This window comes from Staphylococcus aureus (genome assembly GCF_001027105.1).
Lineage (GTDB): Bacteria > Bacillota > Bacilli > Staphylococcales > Staphylococcaceae > Staphylococcus > Staphylococcus aureus.
Genome location: NZ_CP011526.1, coordinates 2,488,687 through 2,510,563, shown reverse-complemented (window position 1 = coordinate 2,510,563; position 21,877 = coordinate 2,488,687). Strand labels below are relative to the sequence as shown.

Genomic DNA, 21,877 nt, shown 5'->3' with positions numbered 1-21,877 from the left:
GCATGATACTCAGTAAAATTGGAACACGAAATGGTGAACTAAATTGAATGAGTGTCATGCTTAATTTATGTGTTGTGATATATAGTAGGGTATTGAAATAATATAAAAACAAAAGAAAGTTAATTATGTATTTTTATTTATACTAAATTGAGAAGTAGTATGATTGCTTATTTATTTTATCAAGAGGTAAATCTGTTTAAATTTAAAAGAAAAATTTTCTTGGTTTGAGAATCTTGGAAGTATCTGTGAATATGCTTTTAATAGTGTTATATTGTATTTTATTTATTTTGATTAACACAATCCTTTCATCTGCAAGGGATCGTTCTTTGATTAGCATACCTTTATTATTTAATCTATTAACTGACCTAACAATTTGAGGATACATAAATCTAATACTTTCAAACAAATCTTTTAAATTTAGTATCTCATTTTTTCGAGATGATATTACATATAAGATAGATAAATCAAGAAATGTTAAATTAAATCGATATTTTAAAAAATCTTTTGAGTACATAATGTTCATAAAAAGTATAAAAAATTCTTTGCTATATTTTGGAGCCCATTGATATTTTATGTAGTCTCTTTCCTTATTAAATCCTTTAATTATTTTATCTAACTCATTAATAACACAAGCAATCTTTTTACGTTGTATTGGAGTAACTGAAACAAAAATACGGCGTTCATCTGCTTCGTTTCTAGACTTATTTATAAATCCTTTTTTAGATAGTGACTTAATGTTCTTTACAACATCAGATTGTTTGTAAAGTATGTCACCAATGATTTCTTTTAGTGAAATACTGTGTTCATTTTTGTAATAAAAATATGCTAATATCAACAATTCTTTTAATGATAATTTATATTGTTGCTTTAACTCTTGAGTGAGAAAAAATATGTACGCTTCTACATTTATGAATTTATTGACCTTTTCGAAAGTTTGATAGTCCACCTTACATTCTCCTACTATTTTCTGATGTCCCAATACTTTATATTATTTAAAGTAATATAAAAGCAATCTCTTTTGAAGACATGTTAACCTAAATATTTTTATATATAATATATATAAAATATAAATAACTAAAAATCACAGAATAACAAATGACAAATTCATTTATTATCCAAAAATAAAAACAATTGAACAAAATCAAAATATAGTGTTATGATTCATTTGTGTTTATAGCTAGCACCACAAACTAAATATATTTGGAGTTATTACTAGTTAAAGACAAATATTATTTGACGTGACAATTAAAAGTAAGGGATGAAGACTTGATGAATGATTTGAAAAGCAAGAGCAATATTAAATTAATGAAAAGAGTATTAACTACATATGAGCTGCGTAAATATTTAAAAAAATATTTTTGTCTTACATTAGATAATTATTTAGTATTAGCATATTTAGATGTATTTAAAAATGATGAAGGTAAATATTTTATGAGAGACATTATAAGTTATATCGGTATAGACCAATCTAGAATTGTTAAAAGCGTAAAAGATTTATCAAAAAAGGGTTACTTGAATAAATGTAGAGACCCACATGATAGTAGAAATGTAATCATTGTTGTTTCTGTAAAACAACACAATTATATTAAAAATCTTTTGAGTGAAATAAATATTAATGAAACATAAAGTATGTTTCGAGATTTTAATATCTTGGTGCAGTTAAATGTATTTTTAAATGCGTTAAGGTATTTTTTATTTTAGAAATTCAATGCTATTGAGTTGATGGGTTTTTCCAACAGATAAGAATGAATTATTCATTGAAAACTAAAAATAATAATTTTATTTGTAGATTGTTTTAAGTGCGTCAATATATAAAATAATTTTATAAAGATAAGTGTTATATTCCATTGTGCAACTCCTATTGTATTTGTAAAATTACATGTAAATTCACTGTAAGTAAAGTGGAAAATATGGAAAAAGGAGTATGCAAATGAGAGATAAGAAAGGACCGGTAAATAAAAGAGTAGATTTTCTATCAAATAAATTGAATAAATATTCAATAAGAAAATTTACAGTTGGAACAGCATCTATTTTAATTGGCTCACTAATGTATTTGGGAACTCAACAAGAGGCAGAAGCAGCTGAAAACAATATTGAGAATCCAACTACATTAAAAGATAATGTCCAATCAAAAGAAGTGAAGATTGAAGAAGTAACAAACAAAGACACTGCACCACAGGGTGTAGAAGCTAAATCTGAAGTAACTTCAAACAAAGACACAATCGAACATGAACCATCAGTAAAAGCTGAAGATATATCAAAAAAGGAGGATACACCAAAAGAAGTAGCTGATGTTGCTGAAGTTCAGCCGAAATCGTCAGTCACTCATAACGCAGAGACACCTAAGGTTAGAAAAGCTCGTTCTGTTGATGAAGGCTCTTTTGATATTACAAGAGATTCTAAAAATGTAGTTGAATCTACCCCAATTACAATTCAAGGTAAAGAACATTTTGAAGGTTACGGAAGTGTTGATATACAAAAAAAACCAACAGATTTAGGGGTATCAGAGGTAACCAGGTTTAATGTTGGTAATGAAAGTAATGGTTTGATAGGAGCTTTACAATTAAAAAATAAAATAGATTTTAGTAAGGATTTCAATTTTAAAGTTAGAGTGGCAAATAACCATCAATCAAATACCACAGGTGCTGATGGTTGGGGGTTCTTATTTAGTAAAGGAAATGCAGAAGAATATTTAACTAATGGTGGAATCCTTGGGGATAAAGGTCTGGTAAATTCAGGCGGATTTAAAATTGATACTGGATACATTTATACAAGTTCCATGGACAAAACTGAAAAGCAAGCTGGACAAGGTTATAGAGGATACGGAGCTTTTGTGAAAAATGACAGTTCTGGTAATTCACAAATGGTTGGAGAAAATATTGATAAATCAAAAACTAATTTTTTAAACTATGCGGACAATTCAACTAATACATCAGATGGAAAGTTTCATGGGCAACGTTTAAATGATGTCATCTTAACTTATGTTGCTTCAACTGGTAAAATGAGAGCAGAATATGCTGGTAAAACTTGGGAGACTTCAATAACAGATTTAGGTTTATCTAAAAATCAGGCATATAATTTCTTAATTACATCTAGTCAAAGATGGGGCCTTAATCAAGGGATAAATGCAAATGGCTGGATGAGAACTGACTTGAAAGGTTCAGAGTTTACTTTTACACCAGAAGCGCCAAAAACAATAACAGAATTAGAAAAAAAAGTTGAAGAGATTCCATTCAAGAAAGAACGTAAATTTAATCCGGATTTAGCACCAGGGACAGAAAAAGTAACAAGAGAAGGACAAAAAGGTGAGAAGACAATAACGACACCAACACTAAAAAATCCATTAACTGGAGTAATTATTAGTAAAGGTGAACCAAAAGAAGAGATTACAAAAGATCCGATTAATGAATTAACAGAATACGGACCTGAAACAATAGCGCCAGGTCATCGAGACGAATTTGATCCGAAGTTACCAACAGGAGAGAAAGAGGAAGTTCCAGGTAAACCAGGAATTAAGAATCCAGAAACAGGAGACGTAGTTAGACCGCCGGTCGATAGCGTAACAAAATATGGACCTGTAAAAGGAGACTCGATTGTAGAAAAAGAAGAGATTCCATTCGAGAAAGAACGTAAATTTAATCCTGATTTAGCACCAGGGACAGAAAAAGTAACAAGAGAAGGACAAAAAGGTGAGAAGACAATAACGACGCCAACACTAAAAAATCCATTAACTGGAGAAATTATTAGTAAAGGTGAATCGAAAGAAGAAATCACAAAAGATCCGATTAATGAATTAACAGAATACGGACCAGAAACGATAACACCAGGTCATCGAGACGAATTTGATCCGAAGTTACCAACAGGAGAGAAAGAGGAAGTTCCAGGTAAACCAGGAATTAAGAATCCAGAAACAGGAGATGTAGTTAGACCACCGGTCGATAGCGTAACAAAATATGGACCTGTAAAAGGAGACTCGATTGTAGAAAAAGAAGAGATTCCATTCGAGAAAGAACGTAAATTTAATCCTGATTTAGCACCAGGGACAGAAAAAGTAACAAGAGAAGGACAAAAAGGTGAGAAGACAATAACGACACCAACACTAAAAAATCCATTAACTGGAGTAATTATTAGTAAAGGTGAACCAAAAGAAGAAATCACAAAAGATCCGATTAATGAATTAACAGAATACGGACCAGAAACGATAACACCAGGTCATCGAGACGAATTTGATCCGAAGTTACCAACAGGAGAGAAAGAAGAAGTTCCAGGTAAACCAGGAATTAAGAATCCAGAAACAGGAGACGTAGTTAGACCACCGGTCGATAGCGTAACAAAATATGGACCTGTAAAAGGAGACTCGATTGTAGAAAAAGAAGAGATTCCATTCAAGAAAGAACGTAAATTTAATCCGGATTTAGCACCAGGGACAGAAAAAGTAACAAGAGAAGGACAAAAAGGTGAGAAGACAATAACGACGCCAACACTAAAAAATCCATTAACTGGAGAAATTATTAGTAAAGGTGAATCGAAAGAAGAAATCACAAAAGATCCGATTAATGAATTAACAGAATACGGACCAGAAACGATAACACCAGGTCATCGAGACGAATTTGATCCGAAGTTACCAACAGGAGAGAAAGAGGAAGTTCCAGGTAAACCAGGAATTAAGAATCCAGAAACAGGAGACGTAGTTAGACCACCGGTCGATAGCGTAACAAAATATGGACCTGTAAAAGGAGACTCGATTGTAGAAAAAGAAGAAATTCCATTCAAGAAAGAACGTAAATTTAATCCTGATTTAGCACCAGGGACAGAAAAAGTAACAAGAGAAGGACAAAAAGGTGAGAAGACAATAACGACGCCAACACTAAAAAATCCATTAACTGGAGAAATTATTAGTAAAGGTGAATCGAAAGAAGAAATCACAAAAGATCCGATTAATGAATTAACAGAATACGGACCAGAAACGATAACACCAGGTCATCGAGACGAATTTGATCCGAAGTTACCAACAGGAGAGAAAGAGGAAGTTCCAGGTAAACCAGGAATTAAGAATCCAGAAACAGGAGATGTAGTTAGACCACCGGTCGATAGCGTAACAAAATATGGACCTGTAAAAGGAGACTCGATTGTAGAAAAAGAAGAAATTCCATTCGAGAAAGAACGTAAATTTAATCCTGATTTAGCACCAGGGACAGAAAAAGTAACAAGAGAAGGACAAAAAGGTGAGAAGACAATAACGACGCCAACACTAAAAAATCCATTAACTGGAGAAATTATTAGTAAAGGTGAATCGAAAGAAGAAATCACAAAAGATCCAGTTAATGAATTAACAGAATTCGGTGGCGAGAAAATACCGCAAGGTCATAAAGATATCTTTGATCCAAACTTACCAACAGATCAAACGGAAAAAGTACCAGGTAAACCAGGAATCAAGAATCCAGACACAGGAAAAGTGATCGAAGAGCCAGTGGATGATGTGATTAAACACGGACCAAAAACGGGTACACCAGAAACAAAAACAGTAGAGATACCGTTTGAAACAAAACGTGAGTTTAATCCAAAATTACAACCTGGTGAAGAGCGAGTGAAACAAGAAGGACAACCAGGAAGTAAGACAATCACAACACCAATCACAGTGAACCCATTAACAGGTGAAAAAGTTGGCGAGGGTCAACCAACAGAAGAGATCACAAAACAACCAGTAGATAAGATTGTAGAGTTCGGTGGAGAGAAACCAAAAGATCCAAAAGGACCTGAAAACCCAGAGAAGCCGAGCAGACCAACTCATCCAAGTGGCCCAGTAAATCCTAACAATCCAGGATTATCGAAAGACAGAGCAAAACCAAATGGCCCAGTTCATTCAATGGATAAAAATGATAAAGTTAAAAAATCTAAAATTGCTAAAGAATCAGTAGCTAATCAAGAGAAAAAACGAGCAGAATTACCAAAAACAGGTTTAGAAAGCACGCAAAAAGGTTTGATCTTTAGTAGTATAATTGGAATTGCTGGATTAATGTTATTGGCTCGTAGAAGAAAGAATTAAAATAATTCATAATTTAAATAATAGTTGATTTGCATTCACTATATTTAGTTTGTTAAAAACAACCTAGAATATGATGAGAATGATATACACCCCAAAAGTTGGATTGAAAGACCTAACTTTAAGGGGTGTATTTTTGTTATAAATTTGATTTTTTTGATAATATTTTCATATTTAATATAATCATAATTAGTAGAATATAACCTCTGAGTAGTCATTTTGGGGGTTATGTATGGTGTTTCAAGTAGTATGTATATTTCGAAATAATTGATATTTAACTGACTAAATTATATTAGAATTAATTGCGCTTTGGATAAAGAGAGTTTAGAAGAAGGTCTAAAAAAGCTGGTGGATGCATTCAATTATTTTTATGAGAGGTGATAAATATGTTGTATTTAGAAGTTTTGAAAAATAGAAACTTTACATATTTATTGATTGGTAATTTCTTACGTCGGAGTTGTTTTGTGCTGTTTTCGTTACAAATAATTTGGTTTACTGTTGAATTGACAAACCAATCATCTTTAAAATTATCAATGATGGTTATGAGTCAAACACTTCCATTTATTATATTTGGTATTTTCGGTGGCGCATATTCTGATAAACATAATAAAAAGAAAATACTTTATCTATCTGATCTTATACTAAGTTTGATTATAATAATTATTCCTTTACTTGCAATAACATCAAATTTAAATTATCTGACGCTTCTAACCATATCTACAGCTATCACCATTATTAACTGCTATACGGATCCTGCGTTTAGGGCAATTCTTCCTGAAATTATTGATGAGGAGCATTTAGCAACAAGTAATGCGTTAATCGATAGTTTGCAAAGAGGCTCAAATATTATTTTACCTGCTTTAATTGGTGTCATTGTAATACTAGTTGGTAATGTTGGCGTCTTTTTTATTTGTAGTATATTGCTATTTTTAGGATTTATTTTTAATGCACTTTTAAAATATACAAATAACAACATGATTGATAGACACTCAAAAGAAGATTTTTCTGAAACTTGGGAATTCTTGAAACAATCTAAAGAAATTCCATTTATTATAATCATCCAATTTGCCTGCATATTGATTAATACTGGCCTTTGGCGTGTTGTATTACCATTGTTTATTTCCAATATATTAAAAGAGGGCGTTGGTGTATATGGACTAGCTACATCATGTTTAGGTATAGCATCTTTATTAATGTCATTGATTATGGGTTTGCTGTCAGAAAAGCGATTAATCTTTAAATTTAGTATTGGTGTTTTAGTTTGGGGAATTGGCTTATCGATTATTAATGTGTTTCCAAGTGTGGCGATATTATATATAGGTGCAACATTATTGGGACTTGGACAATCTATAGAGGGACTAACAAGATCAGTTGCCATTCAAATAAAAACGCCAAATCATTTGATGGGGAAAGTATTTAGTATCTCATCTACATCGAATTATGCAGCGGATACATTGTCTTTAGGACTGATAAGTATAATTATACCTTTACTAAGCTTAAGTAATATATTTATATTAGGAGGTGTAATTATTTCAATACTTAGCTTAGCTGGGTTAAAGTTTGTTAAGAAGTCTATGTAAACATTATAGAATTTTAATAAATGCTATTAAGGTGGGAATTGAAATGAAATATAAAATTAGTTTGGCTTATAATTTAGCAATTATAATAGGGTCGCTAATTATATTATGTATACTAATATCTAGAGGTTATGATATTTATGTAATCTTGATTCCAATTTTGACTATTTTAGCTAGTTTAATCAATTTGTTTTGTGATATTAAAAAGCATAAATGATTCTATATTAATGCAACTTTGTATTCGTACAAGGTTGTATTTTTTTCGCAAACAATTACTTACTGACAGCGCATCAATAAATCTAACCAACACACTATCACAAACATTTATGGGTATTTTGTAATTTTATAAAAGCAAACGTAGAATAATGCGATAAGTAATAATGCTATCGTTAAAAATAAGAATGCTAATGCAATAAAATCATATTCAAAGCTTAGAATTGAAGACATTAAAAATACTGCACTCAAACTTATACATAGCGTAAATATATATGCAATTTGGTTCTTGTGTTTATCTGCAATGGCCGTTTGATTTATAAAAGAGATTAGTGTGAAATCTTTAGTTATTGCGACATAAATGCCTAATATAACCATACTTATGCAGAATACGATACTAAATACGATGTTGACGGTCATTGTTGCACCTTCCTGATAGAATATAATGTACTGTCTTTTAGTAATGGATGCGTTTCTTATATATGTATGTTTCTAAAAAACAGTACGTTTTTATCATTTTTTAATTTATTAGTTGAATGAATGGGGTTATGAAAAAGGAAGTTTTAATCTTTTGTCATGAAATAAATGGGATGAATATCACGACTAGAAGTAATGTTACGAACAGGAGCGTATAAATCTAGAGACGCTAAATTCGACATAGTATGTTGCTCAATTATGGCTGATGATGAATTTAAAGTATGTGCGTTGGAACTGTCGGATTTTTGTTCATAATGTTTTGCATATTGCGCCATGATGAATAGTGTAAAAATAAATAAAACAATAAGAGATATAATGCCCATAATCAAAAGTATTTGTTTAGAGCCTTTCATTATTTCACATCCTTTCTAAAATATATTTGTAACTAAATTTAAAATAGTTATTTTTGTAATTCTAAACCTTTTTCATCGCGAAAACAATTAAATAGGTCGCGGTATTAATTATTATATTATTACCGCTTAATATGAAAAATACATGAAAATTAATTTTCTAATATACTTTTGAAAAATTATTACAAATTAGCCCCTTCAAAACGCGAAAACATAAGGATTCTAGTTTCAAAAGGGCTGATAAGCATAAAATGAAATGTAATATTTCGATGTATAAAATTTTTAATTAGCTAAAAATCATCGCATTAATTTTTTGAGCTACATCATCAAAATTCGGACATTTTAACGACACATATAATTTAATTTTAGGTTCAGTACCAGAAGGACGTAAAGCGATAAATCCTTCGTCAAATAAGACACGAATAACATTTGATTTAGGAGAATTAATCTGCGACGTTGTATCTTTATCCAAATGATAAACCTCGCTAGTTAAATAATCTTCAATTGCTTTCACTTTGAGTCCTTGAATCTCTTGCGGTGGATTTGAACGGAATTTGGTCATTATTGCATTAATTTTCTTTTTCCCTTCAAATCCTTCTAGCGTATGCGAGAATAATGTATCCTCATGTCTACCAACAGTTTGATAAATCTGTTCTAATTCATCTTTCAATGTTTTGCCATATAATTTTAACTCAGAAGCGTATTTTATAATGAGTGGCACAATTTGTACGGCATCTTTATCACGTACAAAAGGCTCTGATAGAAAACCGTAACTCTCTTCAAATGCGAAAATCATATTTTGATGATCATCCAGTTGTCTTATTTCCTGAGCAATAAATTTAAAGCCCGTCAGCACCTCTTTGTATTCAACATTATTATAGCGTGCTAATGACTTTGTTAACTCACTACTTACAATAGATTGAATCATTAAGCGGTGACGTAATTGAGACGTTTGTTGAATACGATAATTAAGTAACAGCGCACCAATTTGGTTGCCATTAAAATATGTGATATGACCGTGTGCATCACGTTCAGCAATACCAAGTCGATCTGCATCAGGGTCAGTTGATATTAATAAGTCTGCATGACTTTTATTTGCAAGTTCGACTGCTTGATCAAAAGCGCGATGATCTTCAGGATTAGCACTTTGAACTGAGCTGAAATTCGGATCAGGTTTACATTGTGCTTCTACAAGATTAAATTGATTGAAATTCAAAGATTGTAATAACTCAGGTACAATCGGAACACTTGTACCATGCAAACTAGTGAACACAACTTGTAAATCAGATTTAGGAATATAGCCAATCATATTTTGAATGTGTTTCATATAGTCATCAGTTACAGATTTCGGAAAAGGCTTGATATAAGATGTATTTTGTTTAGAAATAGGTATATCAATCTGTAATGGATCGCCAACTTCTTCGATATAACGACTTGCAAGCTCAGATGCATCAGTCGATAATTGCGCACCATCAGAACCATATACTTTGATGCCGTTATAGTCTTTCGGATTATGACTTGCTGTAATCATAATGCCAGCAGTAGTATTAAGATTGCGCACCGCGAACGATAATTCCGGTGTCGTTTTATATGTATCAGGTAAATAAACTGTTATTTGATGGTTTGCTAATACATTAGCAATTATTTGGGCGAATTCAGTTGAAAGATGTCTAATATCATAATGAATGACTATTGTTGGACTGTTTGTTTGGGCATTTAAATAACGCGCTAAACCTAATGCCAATTTTTCAATAGTAAACTTATTAAGTCGACCTTCACCAAGACCGAATTTTCCGCGTATACCCGCAGTACCAAATGTTAATTTACTTTCAAAACCTTCTCGCTGTTCAATGTCAGATTGCTGCTCATAAAAATGTTTAACTAAACTATCATTAGCTCGTTCTATCCATAATTCTTTATCCATTGTTGCTAAACATCCTTTCAAAATCTCAGTTAGACTTAATAAAACATGAAAACTAAAGCCCTTACATTTATGTAATGAATTATAAAGAAATACGCCCCAAAAGTAAAAAAACACAGCCCCAAGACAATACTTTTCACAAGTATTATATAATAGATGTGTATGAAAATGCATGGAGTAGAGCGTTCATGTGAATGTAAAATATTAATTTTTAATATTGATTTATATATAGTTTTGTAATTTTTGATAGAATAACAATTAAGATGATTTTAAATTGAAGGGTGAGTCTTATGAAAAAAGTAATCAATGTAGTAGGAGCTATTATTTTTTCTGATAACAAAATTCTTTGTGCACAGAGAAGTGAAAAAATGAGTCTGCCTTTAATGTGGGAATTTCCTGGCGGTAAGGTTGAAAAGAATGAAACTGAAAAAGACGCTTTGATTAGAGAAATTAGAGAAGAAATGAAATGTGATTTAATTGTTGGAGACAAAGTTATAACTACAGAACATGAATATGATTTTGGAATTGTTAGGTTAACAACATACAAATGTACTTTAAACAAAGAGTTACCAACTCTAACTGAACATAAGAGTATTGAATGGTTGTCAATAAACGAACTTGATAAATTAAATTGGGCCCCAGCGGATATACCAGCCGTTAATAAAATTATGACTGAGGGATAATATGAGTAGATTACTAAATGATTTCAATCAATCTTTACATAAAGGGTTTATAGACAAACATATTTCTCATAAAGGGAATTATACACCGAAGCTTTTAGTAAATAATAAAAATGAAAAAGTTCTTTCAACAATTATAGATGAACTTCAAAAATGTGAAACGTTTTATTTTTCTGTGGCTTTTATAACAGAAAGCGGTTTAGCCAGCTTAAAGGCTCAACTATTAGATTTAAGCAATAAGGGTGTTAAAGGGAAAATATTAACATCTAATTACTTAGGGTTTAATAGTCCTAAAATGTATGGAGAATTACTTAAATTAAAAAATGTAGAGGTAAGATTAACTGATATTGCTGGATTCCATGCCAAAGGATATATTTTTGAGCATAAGGATTATAGTTCTATGGTAATAGGAAGCTCTAATTTAACATCTAATGCGTTAAAGGTTAATTATGAGCATAATGTTTTACTGTCTACTATGAAAAATGGCGATTTAGTTGATAGTGTAAAAAGTGAATTTGACTTGTTATGGCAAAAGAGTACCCCACTGACTGAGCAATGGATTAATTCATATAAAGAATCATTTGAGTACCGTTCCTTAGAAAAATTAGCGGAGGTTGAACAAACTCAAATGCTGCTAGCTGATAAGGTGAAAAAATCAGTGGAAATTGTACCCAATTTAATGCAAGCAGAAGCATTAAGGTCATTAAAAGCTATTAGGGATAAAGCCAAAGATAAGGCGTTAATAATATCTGCAACTGGTACAGGTAAAACGATTTTATGTGCATTAGATGTTAGAGAAGTAAACCCTAATAAATTTTTATTTATTGTTCATAATGAGGGGATTTTAAATAGAGCTAAGGAAGAATTTAAAAAAGTATTACCTATAAAAAATGATAGTGATTTTGGATTGTTGACAGGAAAACATAGAGATGTCGATGCCAAATATTTATTTGCAACCATTCAAACATTATCTAGAGATGATAATTTTAAGCAATTTGATGAAAATGAATTTGATTATATTGTTTTTGATGAAGCACATCGTTCTGCTGCATCTACTTATCAACGAGTATTTAACTACTTCAAACCTAAGTTCATGCTGGGAATGACTGCTACACCAGAAAGATCAGATGAATTAAGTATATTTGAACTGTTTGATTATAATATTGCATATGAAATAAGGTTACAAGCAGCATTAGAAAGTGATATTTTATGTCCATTTCATTATTTTGGTGTGACTGATTATGTACATCAAGGTATTAAAGAAGATGATGTAACTAAACTGAGATATTTAACTTCTGATGAAAGAGTTAATTATATTATTCAAAAGACAGATTACTATGGATATTCAGGTGAAATTTTACAAGGATTGATTTTTGTAAGTAGCAAAAAAGAAGCTTATGATTTAGCGGATAAACTAAGTTCAAAAGGGATTAAAAGTGTTGCTTTAACAGGAGATGATAGTGTTAATTATCGCCAAATTGTAATAGAAAAATTAAAAGAAGGTAAGATTAACTATATTATAACTGTAGATCTTTTTAACGAAGGTATTGATATTCCAGAAGTCAATCAAGTTGTAATGTTGAGACCAACAGAGTCTAGTATTATATTCATTCAGCAACTTGGTAGAGGATTAAGAAAAAGTTCAAATAAAGAGTATGTTACAGTAATTGATTTTATTGGTAATTATAAGACAAATTATTTAATTCCGATTGCGCTTTCTGGGGATCAATCGCAAAATAAAGATAATTATAAGAAGTTTTTAACGAATAACGATTCGATTAATGGAGTATCTACAATTAATTTTGAAGAAGTTGCTAAAAAACAGATTTACAATTCATTGGATGCAGTATCATTAAATCAAAATAAATTAATATTAAAAGCTTATGAAGAAGTTGAAAATAGATTGGGACACATGCCGTTACTAATGGATTTCATACAACAACATTCTATAGATCCAAGCGTTATATTTTCTAAATTTAGTAATTATTACGAGTTCTTAGTGAGATATAAAAAAATAGATACATTATTGACGGAAAATGAATCTAAAAATCTGGTTTTCTTTTCAAGGCAAATAGCACCTGGATTGAAAAGAATCGATAGTTTAGTTTTAGAAGAACTTTTAAAAAATGAATTAACATATGATGAATTAAAAAATAAAATGTTGAACGAAGTTAAGGATATAACAGAAGATGATATAGATACTTCATTAAGAATTTTAGATTTTTCATTTTACAACGCAGGAATTGAAAAAATCTATGGAAGTCCCATTATAGAACGTAATGAAAGAATGATAAGACTAAGCGATGCATTTACTAATGCTCTAAGTAATCAAACATTTAATATGTTTTTAGAAGATCTTATTGAATTATCAAAGTATAACAATGAAAAATACCAAAAAGGTAAAAATGGACTGATTTTATATAATAAATATTCAAGAGAAGATTTTAGTAAAATATTTAATTGGAATAAAAATGGTTCGTCTGTAATCATGGGATACATGATAAAAAGCCAAGAAATGCCAATATTTATCACTTATGATAAGCATGAGGATATAAGTGATAGCACAAAATATGAAGATGAATTTTTAAGTCAAGATGAATTAAAATGGTTTACTAAATCTAATAGAACGCTAGAATCAAAAGAAGTTCAGAAAATTTTGTCCCATAGAGCAAAAGGAATTAAAATGTATATTTTTGTACAGAAAAAAGATGATGATGGTATATATTTTTATTATTTAGGAACTGCTGGATATATAGAAGGTTCAGAAAAGCAAGATAAAATGCCGAATGGTTCAAACGTAGTAACGATGGATTTAGCACTGGATAAAGCTGTAAGAGATGATATATATCGTTATCTAACAAATTAATGTAAACCGAAAAATGAATGTTAGTAAAGTTGTATTTAAACATCAATTTTAATAAGTAAATACATTGAGTTTCAGTGTTATTATTTTAAATATAAGCGCAATTTATCTTAATTAATTAGTTGGTTAGGCCAATAAAAATTATAAAGATATTTGCGCTTTTTAAATAATTTGTGATGTTGATATGTGAAAAATACAACTAACAATTAAAATCCACGAGGATTTAATCATAAAATTTCCTCTAATATTATTAATATTGGAATTTGAACTTAACTTTGCATCAAAAATAAAAATGGGGATGTGAAATGATGATTCACTCAAAAAGGTTGAGGCTCTGGCTGTATTTAGTATTATTAGCTGTTTTTATAGGGGCTTGCGGAATGAAAAAGGAAGAAAGCAGTAAAGATAAACAAATTAAAGAAAACTTCAACAAAACGTTGAGCCTGTATCCAACTAAAAATCTTGAAGACTTTTATGATAAGGAAGGCTTTCGAGATCAAGAGTTTGAAAAGGGCGACAAAGGCACTTGGATAATTCACTCTAAAATGACAATAGAAACAAATGGAAAGAATATGGAATCCAGAGGATTGGTCCTGTATGTAGACCGCAATACCAGAACGACAAAAGGTGAATTTATTGTGAGGGAATTATGGGAAGATAAAAAAGGATACTCACGTAGTAAAGAAAAAGAATATCCAGTAAAAATGGAACATAATAAAATTATCCCAACCAAACCGATAGCTGATGATAAATTAAGAAAAGAAATCGAAAACTTTAAATTCTTTGTACAATACGGTGACTTTAAAGATATTAATGATTATAAAGATGGTGACATTTCATATAATCCGAATGTGCCAAGTTATTCAGCAAAGTATCAATTAAGTAATGATGACTACAATGTGAAGCAACTTAGAAAGAGGTATGATATACCAACTAAGAAAGCACCTAAATTATTAATAAAAGGCGATGGTGATTTAAAAGGATCATCTATAGGACACAAAAATTTAGAGTTTACATTTATAGAAAATAAAGAAGAAAACATCTATTTTACGGATAGTATTAATTTCAAACCTACTGAATAGGGTTAATAGAAGTTTGAAATGAAAATTTCATAAAGTGTTCAAAATAATTTTTCGCTTTAGTTGTGTAAATTAAAGATTGAGTCAGTATTAAAAATATAAGGTGGAGAAATGATGATTCATTCAAAGAAATTAACGCTCGGTATATGTTTGGTATTACTCATTATATTGATTGGAGGTTGTGTCATTATGACAAAAACAAATGGTCGAAACGCTCAAATTAAAGAAAATTTCAACAAAACATTAAGTGTATATCTAACCAAGAATCTCGATGATTTTTACGATAAGGAAGGTTTTCGAGATCAAGAATTTGATAAAAGAGATAAAGGGACTTGGATTATTTATTCTGAAATGGTTATCGAACCAAAAGGGAAAAATATGGAATCGAGAGGAATGGTGCTCTATATCAATCGCAATACTAGAACAACGAAGGGTAATTTTATTGTCACCGAAATAACTGAAGATAGTAAAGGATATTCACGTAGTAAAGAAAAAAAATATCCTGTCAAGATGGAAAATAATCGAATTATTCCAACAAAGCCTATACCGGATGACAAGTTAAAAAAAGAGATTGAAAACTTTAAGTTCTTTGTACAATATGGAAATTTTAAAGATTTTAAAGATTATAAAAATGGTGATATTTCATATAATCCTAATGTGCCAAGTTATTCTGCAAAGTATCAATTGAATAATGATGACTATAATGTTCAACAGTTAAGAAAACGATATCATATTCCAACCAAACAAGCGCCCGAATTAAAATTGAAAGGATCCGGCAATTTAAAAGGCTCATCCGTAGGATCTAAGGATCTAGAATTTACGTTTGTAGAAAATCAAGAAGAGAATATCTATTTTTCAGATTCGGTCGAATTTACACCTAGCGAGGATGATAAATCATGAGTCAAACGGAATATCAAATAAAATCTGGCAATATAAAAGGTAACTCTGAAGAAACAAGTACAGTATCTAATATAAGTTATGAAATAGAAAACGCAAATAACAGTGGTTTAAAACAAAATAAAATTGATAAACAAATTAAAAAGTTACAAGAAAAAAATAAATTCCCTAAAAATCTTTCATATCTTAAAAGTTATACGGACCCCAAAACAGGCACGACTACAAGCGCCTTTTTAAATAAAGACACTGGCAAAGTTACTTTAGGTATGACAGGTACTAATGTACACAAAGACGCAATATTAAAACAAACATTTGGTGTTCCTTCTTATCAAGGATATATAGATGTGAGTGAAACGCTAAAGGATATTGGGGCCGATGTCAATATTGGCCTTCATTCCGTCACAGATAAAGATCCACATTATAAAAATACCCAAGACTTTATCAAAAATATCAAAAAAGACTATGATATTGATATTATTACCGGACATTCGCTGGGCGGTAGAGATGCGATGATTTTAGGTATGAGTAATGATATTAAACATATCGTTGTGTATAATCCAGCTCCATTAGCGATCAAAGATGTGAGCGGCCTTTATGCCGATCAAGAAGAACTTAAAAAATTGATTGAAAAGTACGATGGTCACATTGTAAGATTTGTGTCTGATGAAGACGAATTAGATGCAGGTGTCCGCAATCATTTATATGAAACTGCTGGAGAAAAAATAGTACTTAAAAATGGAGAAGGCCATGCAATGAGTGGTATTTTAATGAGCAGAACACAGGCTATAATCTTAGCTGAATTAAACAAAGTTAAAGGCTACCAAGACGAAAATAATAAAGCATTAAAATCCGTTCGTAAACAAACGAGGCATAGATTACATAAAGTAGAGACGTTAAGAGCGAATTGGATTCAAACAACGGGTGGATCACTCTCTTCCTCCCAACAACAATTATTAGAAGCTTTAACAGCACTAACCATTGCCGAAGGCTTAAATCAATTAGTGAATGAAGAAAGCCAACATTTGAAAAAATGTATCACGCGATGGCACATAAATTTGGAGACAACTGGAAAAAAGCGCAAGAAGTTGGAAATGAAATTGGTGAAAAATTAACCTCTGAAGAGGTTATAGATGAATTAAGAAAAGGTGGCGCGTATGAAAGTAAACTTGAAACAGATCCCAAAAGAAAAATTGATGATAAGATAAAGAAATTAAATGATGTTTATAAAAATTGTAATGGCTATATCGCAAAAATTAAACAGAGTATCGAAGCAATTGTTTCTAATGACCAAATGTTAGCGAGCCAGATTGATGGGATGATGTAATGTTTACTACGTATAAAAATATTAATGAACTTGAAAATGCCTATGATGAAGAAAGAAAACAATTGAATGATGCATTCAATCAAATTGATGAATTAAGACATCAAACACGCAAGAAATGTGAACAAATGTATGATCATTTCTTATATCTCAAACATAAAATGAATTATAGTGAAGACGCTATGATCAGGATGACACGTATTATAGAATCTTTCGATAGAGAAACGAATCAACGTATCCGACATCACGAAATGAAATTAGAAGATTATAAAGATGAGTTAAGAAGAGAATATCTAAAACAATCTGACAGAATTGAAGGAGATGAATAAGCGTGGGACTTGATTTTAGTGGTTTACCAGATTTAGCAGTATTGGAACAAATGAAGGAAAAAGAACAGATTAGTGAGGTTATTGCGCCTGAACATGTTCGTATGCATCATGATCATCAAAATAAGCTGAAAAGTGATGAGAAAATATTACTTGACCAAATGGTAAGTCATTTCAAAAAATTTGAAGATGATTTTAAAAATGCGGCACAAGGGGCTTGGGTGAAAAATGCCACAGACGAATTAAAAGATATTAGTAATGATTTAGAAAAAATTCAAGATATTAAAGTATAAAAAGGTATTAAGAAACACAATAAGTATATAATCCATTTAATAATAAATGAATTATATAGTTCATAATTTCGACTATAAGTGGCTATTAGCCATTATTTTTCGGGATCTATGTCAAATCGGACTAATGAATTCAATAATGGAAGTTAAGCAACCAATCTTTGTTTAACTTCTTTTTTATTTTTTGGAAAATAAAGTTTTGAACATAATAAAATTTGATTATGTTTTAACGAATTTTGATGTTTCTTGAACTATATATCATCTAGTCGTCATTTACAATTGGTAAATATGACTTCAAACTGTATGAAGGTGATGGCGATTAAAAGGCTCATCCGTAGGTTCTAAAGAACTAGAATTTAACTTTATAAGAAATAAAGAAGAAAATGTGTATTTTTCTGATAGTATTAATTTCAAACCTACTGAATAGGGTTAATAGAAGTTTGAAATAAAAATTTCATAAAGTGTTCAAAATAATTTTTCGCTTTAGTTGTAAATATTAAAAACTGAGTCAATATTAAAAATATAAGGTGGAGAAATGATGATTCATTCAAAGAAATTAACGCTCGGTATATGCTTGGTATTACTCATTATATTGATTGTAGGTTATGTCATTATGACAAAAACAAATGGTCGAAACGCCCAAATTAAAGACACATTTAATCAAACATTAAAATTATATCCAACCAAAAATCTCGATGATTTTTACGATAAAGAAGGCTTTCGAGATCAAGAATTTAAAAAGGGTGATAAAGGTACTTGGATAGTTAATTCTGAAATGGTAATCGAGCCAAAAGGTAAGGATATGGAAACGAGAGGAATGGTGCTCTATATCAATCGCAATACTAGAACCACAAAAGGGTATTATTTTATAAGTGAAATGACAGATGACAGTAACGGCAGACCAAAGGATGATGAAAAAAGGTATCCGGTAAAAATGGAACATAATAAAATCATACCAACGAAGCCACTACCGAATGACAAGTTAAAAAAAGAGATTGAAAACTTTAAGTTCTTTGTACAATATGGCAACTTTAAAGATATTAATGATTATAAAGATGGTGATATTTCATATAATCCTAATGTACCAAGTTATTCGGCAAAATATCAATTGAATAATGATGATTATAATGTCCAACAGTTAAGAAAAAGATATGATATTCCAACCAAACAAGCGCCGAAACTATTATTGAAAGGCGATGGAGATTTAAAAGGTTCATCCGTAGGTTCTAGAAGTCTTGAATTTACCTTTGTCGAAAATAAAGAAGAAAACATTTATTTTACAGATTCTGTACAATATACTCCAAGTGAGGATACAAGGTATGAGTCAAACTGAATATCAAATAAAACCTGGTAATATAACAAGTAACTCTGAAGAAACAAGTTCGATATCTAAAGTGAGCTGTGAAATATAGGTAGCCATTTCAAAAAATTTAAAGGTGAATTTGATAATGTAGCTCAAGGAGATTGGGTTAAAAAGGCGAAGAATGAACTGGATGATATTAGTAAGAAATTAAAAAATATTCAAAGAACGGAAGTTTAATAGCTTATATGATTCTTGGAGCTAAGACAGCATGCGTTCATTCATGCCATTATTAATATAAGCACCGCAACAAAAAAGCTTCTAATGTGATACAGGAACCTCATATTCCGTATCATGTTAGAAGCTTTTAATGTCTAAAGAACATCTACATTTTATCATATTTTCTGACTTATTAAACTTTTATATAATTAAATATTTCTTAATTTTCCAAAATAGTGATAAATTTGTGAAATACATCACAAATCCCTTTATTTATTTGGAAATTCATGTAATATTAGACTTGTAAGAAGTTAATAAATAGAGAGAGACGAGAGAGTTTATATAAATACTATATAAACATTGGAGTGATGATTATGAGAAAAGAGATTGAAGCGCTTATTTTCTCAGACGTAAGTAGCTATGATATTTACGTGAACACTGGTGTAAATCAAGGATTAATTGGTGACATCAAAGATGGTTACCTAACTATTGATTCTATGCCTTACATTGATGCTGAGCGTTTGTATCACTTTGCTATGGAACGTAAATCGTTAGTCACTAACTAGTTCTTATTGCCAATGATTACTACCCCTAGTCGGCGGCAATTGAAGTGTGATTGATGTAACTTGCCCTCGTTGGTGAGCAATTGAGGGCAGACCCCTTTAATTAAGTAAACCCTAACTCCCCACAAATCTGGAACGATACTAAAAGCCACGTCCTATATTGGATGTGGCTTTAGTCATACTTATATTATTTTTAAAACGATTACCTACAAGATTTACATATAAAATTCTATCATGTCTGCTATATATAAACGAAATGATATTAGAATCCTTCATTTTCAACTTGTTTAAAATTACGTTTAATGCCGTTATAAGAATATACAACATTATATAATTTTACTTGGGCGTCATGGACACTTGAGAAGGGCATTCTTACATCGTCCATATTTTTAACTTCGTGTCGAAATGCTTTTTCAGCTTTTTGTCTTTCTGCAAGAGACATACTTAGCCATTCTTCTTTGCTAAATAAATCTTCGAATCGAAAATCAAATGCGGTTCTTTTACTTTCTGCTCTTAATGCTAAAACACGCTCATGATATGTCACGTTTTATTCCTCCCTCTAATCATTCAATCGAATGATAAATCACAGTATTAACTTTATTACTAATATAATGTTTTTACAATAAAGAAGTGACGATTTTTCAACATTTTTAAAAATAAAAAATATAAGCAACGATTAATTGTATGTTTCGAATGGCTTGTAATGTAATTTATCTATGAAAATGAAGCGAGTTATTATGACCGTTATATGAATTGTGATACGCTTTTTAAAAGTAATATGTATTTATGATTTACCCTGAAAAAATAAAAAGAATCAAAGGAGTCGATCATTATGACAGTATTAACAGATAAAGTAGCAGTAGTTACAGGTGCAGGTAGTGGTATTGGAGAAGCAATTGCAACATTACTACATGAAGAAGGGGCAAAAGTTGTCTTAGCAGGTAGAAATAAAGAAAAATTACAAAACGTAGCGAATCAATTGTCACAAGATAGTGTGAAGGTAGTGCCAACAGATGTAACGAATAAAGAAGAAGTCGATGAATTGATAAAAATTGCACAACAAACATTCGGTGGTTTGGATATTGTTATCAATAGTGCGGGGCAAATGTTGTCGTCTAAGATTACTGATTATCAAGTAGATGAGTGGGATAGTATGATTGATGTGAATATCAAAGGCACTTTATATACGGCACAGGCTGCATTACCAACTATGTTAGAACAATCAAGTGGCCATCTTATTAACATTGCATCTATTTCTGGCTTTGAAGTAACGAAAAGTAGTACGATTTATAGTGCGACGAAAGCAGCAGTTCACACTATTACTCAAGGATTAGAAAAAGAGTTGGCAAAGACAGGCGTTAAAGTAACAAGCATTTCTCCAGGAATGGTAGATACAGCCATAACTGCCGCATACAATCCAACAGATCGTAAAAAACTTGAACCACAAGATATTGCAGAAGCAGTATTATATGCATTAACACAACCAAAGCACGTTAACGTGAATGAAATTACAGTGCGTCCTGTATAAAAAGGTGTTTGAGGTCTGGGGTATAGGCATTTAATGTAATAGCTATCGATTTTGTTAATGTTAGTAAGGCAATAATTACATGAGGGCATAATAGGCAATTATTCCTTGTACAATTCTCAGTAATTGCTGATTTTAACAATCAAGTTAATGAAGGCGACGATGTTAGTGTTATGGTTTATAATCTGTAATGTTCATAATTATAGATTATAAAAATTTTTTCATTTTCCACC

At 30.8% G+C, this 21,877-nt stretch carries 19 protein-coding genes and 2 pseudogenes; 15 read left to right on the top strand and 6 right to left on the bottom strand.

Annotated features, from left to right (window positions below):
* Positions 1–202: 202 nt before the first annotated feature.
* A complete protein-coding gene (gene sarU, locus AA076_RS12815) occupies positions 203–946 on the bottom strand; it encodes an HTH-type transcriptional regulator SarU (protein ID WP_000386367.1) in 744 nt (247 codons plus the stop codon).
* Between the two features lie 323 nt (positions 947–1,269).
* Between sarU and sarT the strand changes: the two genes are divergently transcribed.
* The 4 genes from sarT (at position 1,270) to AA076_RS15690 (ending at position 7,837) form a co-directional block, all read left to right on the top strand.
* Positions 1,270–1,626 carry an HTH-type transcriptional regulator SarT gene (sarT, locus tag AA076_RS12810; protein WP_000998869.1) on the top strand — a complete coding sequence of 119 codons (357 nt, stop codon included), beginning with the start codon at positions 1,270–1,272 and terminating at the stop codon, positions 1,624–1,626.
* A gap of 304 nt (positions 1,627–1,930) precedes the next feature.
* Positions 1,931–6,046: an E domain-containing protein gene (locus tag AA076_RS12805; RefSeq protein ID WP_047930429.1), complete on the top strand. Its 4,116-nt coding sequence runs from the start codon at positions 1,931–1,933 to the stop codon at positions 6,044–6,046.
* A gap of 383 nt (positions 6,047–6,429) precedes the next feature.
* Positions 6,430–7,623, top strand: coding sequence for an MFS transporter (locus AA076_RS12800; protein WP_000966099.1), 1,194 nt, complete (start codon positions 6,430–6,432; stop codon positions 7,621–7,623).
* Positions 7,604–7,837, top strand: a complete 234-nt coding sequence (locus AA076_RS15690; RefSeq protein ID WP_001790675.1) for a hypothetical protein — start codon at positions 7,604–7,606, stop codon at positions 7,835–7,837. Before AA076_RS12800 ends, AA076_RS15690 begins: the two co-directional genes overlap by 20 nt.
* Positions 7,838–7,944: 107 nt before the next feature.
* Here the strand turns inward: AA076_RS15690 and AA076_RS12790 are convergent, their stop codons facing one another.
* The 3 genes from AA076_RS12790 to AA076_RS12780 all read right to left on the bottom strand — a co-directional run bounded on the left by AA076_RS12790 (position 7,945) and on the right by AA076_RS12780 (position 10,755).
* Positions 7,945–8,253, bottom strand: coding sequence for a hypothetical protein (locus tag AA076_RS12790; RefSeq protein WP_000217710.1), 309 nt, complete (start codon positions 8,251–8,253; stop codon positions 7,945–7,947).
* 143 nt (positions 8,254–8,396) lie between these two features.
* The gene (gene scrA, locus AA076_RS12785) at positions 8,397–8,663 is read right to left on the bottom strand and encodes a SaeRS system activator ScrA (protein ID WP_000678764.1); all 267 of its coding nucleotides are present in this window, start codon (positions 8,661–8,663) and stop codon (positions 8,397–8,399) included.
* 283 nt (positions 8,664–8,946) lie between these two features.
* Positions 8,947–10,755 carry a phospho-sugar mutase gene (locus AA076_RS12780; RefSeq protein ID WP_001795457.1) on the bottom strand — a complete coding sequence of 603 codons (1,809 nt, stop codon included), beginning with the start codon at positions 10,753–10,755 and terminating at the stop codon, positions 8,947–8,949.
* Positions 10,756–10,871: 116 nt separating this feature from the next.
* Here AA076_RS12780 and AA076_RS12775 point away from each other — a divergent pair, with 116 nt between their 5' ends.
* The 10 genes and pseudogenes from AA076_RS12775 to AA076_RS12730 all read left to right on the top strand — a co-directional run bounded on the left by AA076_RS12775 (position 10,872) and on the right by AA076_RS12730 (position 20,122).
* Positions 10,872–11,264: a (deoxy)nucleoside triphosphate pyrophosphohydrolase gene (locus tag AA076_RS12775; protein ID WP_000755954.1), complete on the top strand. Its 393-nt coding sequence runs from the start codon at positions 10,872–10,874 to the stop codon at positions 11,262–11,264.
* A 1-nt stretch (position 11,265) separates the two neighbouring features.
* Positions 11,266–14,127: a DEAD/DEAH box helicase gene (locus tag AA076_RS12770; RefSeq protein ID WP_000088722.1), complete on the top strand. Its 2,862-nt coding sequence runs from the start codon at positions 11,266–11,268 to the stop codon at positions 14,125–14,127.
* Between the two features lie 302 nt (positions 14,128–14,429).
* Positions 14,430–15,206, top strand: coding sequence for a tandem-type lipoprotein (locus AA076_RS12765; RefSeq protein WP_001549768.1), 777 nt, complete (start codon positions 14,430–14,432; stop codon positions 15,204–15,206).
* A gap of 111 nt (positions 15,207–15,317) precedes the next feature.
* On the top strand, positions 15,318–16,103 hold the full coding sequence (locus tag AA076_RS12760) for a tandem-type lipoprotein (protein WP_000581873.1): 786 nt from the start codon (positions 15,318–15,320) through the stop codon (positions 16,101–16,103).
* Positions 16,100–17,424 (top strand): annotated as a pseudogene (locus tag AA076_RS12755) (hypothetical protein). Before AA076_RS12760 ends, AA076_RS12755 begins: the two are co-directional and overlap by 4 nt.
* Positions 17,424–17,750 carry a hypothetical protein gene (locus AA076_RS12745; protein ID WP_000495498.1) on the top strand — a complete coding sequence of 109 codons (327 nt, stop codon included), beginning with the start codon at positions 17,424–17,426 and terminating at the stop codon, positions 17,748–17,750. Before AA076_RS12755 ends, AA076_RS12745 begins: the two are co-directional and overlap by 1 nt.
* Positions 17,751–17,752: 2 nt before the next feature.
* The gene (locus AA076_RS12740; RefSeq protein ID WP_000521958.1) at positions 17,753–18,040 is read left to right on the top strand and encodes a hypothetical protein; all 288 of its coding nucleotides are present in this window, start codon (positions 17,753–17,755) and stop codon (positions 18,038–18,040) included.
* 316 nt (positions 18,041–18,356) lie between these two features.
* Positions 18,357–18,464: pseudogene (locus tag AA076_RS15980) on the top strand (Csa1 family protein); the annotation flags it as partial.
* A 111-nt stretch (positions 18,465–18,575) separates the two neighbouring features.
* A complete protein-coding gene (locus tag AA076_RS12735) occupies positions 18,576–19,370 on the top strand; it encodes a tandem-type lipoprotein (protein ID WP_000581889.1) in 795 nt (264 codons plus the stop codon).
* A gap of 560 nt (positions 19,371–19,930) precedes the next feature.
* Positions 19,931–20,122, top strand: coding sequence for a hypothetical protein (locus tag AA076_RS12730; protein WP_001224379.1), 192 nt, complete (start codon positions 19,931–19,933; stop codon positions 20,120–20,122).
* A gap of 138 nt (positions 20,123–20,260) precedes the next feature.
* Here the strand turns inward: AA076_RS12730 and AA076_RS15680 are convergent, their stop codons facing one another.
* Both AA076_RS15680 and AA076_RS12720 read right to left on the bottom strand, forming a co-directional pair.
* Positions 20,261–20,446, bottom strand: a complete 186-nt coding sequence (locus tag AA076_RS15680) for a hypothetical protein (RefSeq protein ID WP_001791851.1) — start codon at positions 20,444–20,446, stop codon at positions 20,261–20,263.
* Positions 20,382–20,663: a single-stranded DNA-binding protein gene (locus tag AA076_RS12720; protein WP_000220938.1), complete on the bottom strand. Its 282-nt coding sequence runs from the start codon at positions 20,661–20,663 to the stop codon at positions 20,382–20,384. Before AA076_RS12720 ends, AA076_RS15680 begins: the two co-directional genes overlap by 65 nt.
* A gap of 288 nt (positions 20,664–20,951) precedes the next feature.
* Between AA076_RS12720 and AA076_RS12715 the strand changes: the two genes are divergently transcribed.
* Positions 20,952–21,647: an SDR family oxidoreductase gene (locus AA076_RS12715; RefSeq protein WP_000217466.1), complete on the top strand. Its 696-nt coding sequence runs from the start codon at positions 20,952–20,954 to the stop codon at positions 21,645–21,647.
* Positions 21,648–21,877 lie beyond the last annotated feature (230 nt).

Bases quoted from the DNA above. Each gene is read 5' to 3' on its own strand.
- sarT (WP_000998869.1), top strand. From the start codon at position 1,270: ATGAATGATTTGAAAAGCAAGAGCAATATTAAATTAATGAAAAGAGTA.
- AA076_RS12805 (WP_047930429.1), top strand. From the start codon at position 1,931: ATGAGAGATAAGAAAGGACCGGTAAATAAAAGAGTAGATTTTCTATCA.
- AA076_RS12800 (WP_000966099.1), top strand. From the start codon at position 6,430: ATGTTGTATTTAGAAGTTTTGAAAAATAGAAACTTTACATATTTATTG.
- AA076_RS12790 (WP_000217710.1), bottom strand. From the start codon at position 8,253: ATGACCGTCAACATCGTATTTAGTATCGTATTCTGCATAAGTATGGTT.
- scrA (WP_000678764.1), bottom strand. From the start codon at position 8,663: ATGAAAGGCTCTAAACAAATACTTTTGATTATGGGCATTATATCTCTT.
- AA076_RS12780 (WP_001795457.1), bottom strand. From the start codon at position 10,755: ATGCATTTTCATACACATCTATTATATAATACTTGTGAAAAGTATTGT.
- AA076_RS12775 (WP_000755954.1), top strand. From the start codon at position 10,872: ATGAAAAAAGTAATCAATGTAGTAGGAGCTATTATTTTTTCTGATAAC.
- AA076_RS12770 (WP_000088722.1), top strand. From the start codon at position 11,266: ATGAGTAGATTACTAAATGATTTCAATCAATCTTTACATAAAGGGTTT.
- AA076_RS12765 (WP_001549768.1), top strand. From the start codon at position 14,430: ATGATGATTCACTCAAAAAGGTTGAGGCTCTGGCTGTATTTAGTATTA.
- AA076_RS12760 (WP_000581873.1), top strand. From the start codon at position 15,318: ATGATTCATTCAAAGAAATTAACGCTCGGTATATGTTTGGTATTACTC.
- AA076_RS12745 (WP_000495498.1), top strand. From the start codon at position 17,424: ATGTTTACTACGTATAAAAATATTAATGAACTTGAAAATGCCTATGAT.
- AA076_RS12735 (WP_000581889.1), top strand. From the start codon at position 18,576: ATGATTCATTCAAAGAAATTAACGCTCGGTATATGCTTGGTATTACTC.
- AA076_RS12730 (WP_001224379.1), top strand. From the start codon at position 19,931: ATGAGAAAAGAGATTGAAGCGCTTATTTTCTCAGACGTAAGTAGCTAT.
- AA076_RS15680 (WP_001791851.1), bottom strand. From the start codon at position 20,446: ATGTTGTATATTCTTATAACGGCATTAAACGTAATTTTAAACAAGTTG.
- AA076_RS12715 (WP_000217466.1), top strand. From the start codon at position 20,952: ATGACAGTATTAACAGATAAAGTAGCAGTAGTTACAGGTGCAGGTAGT.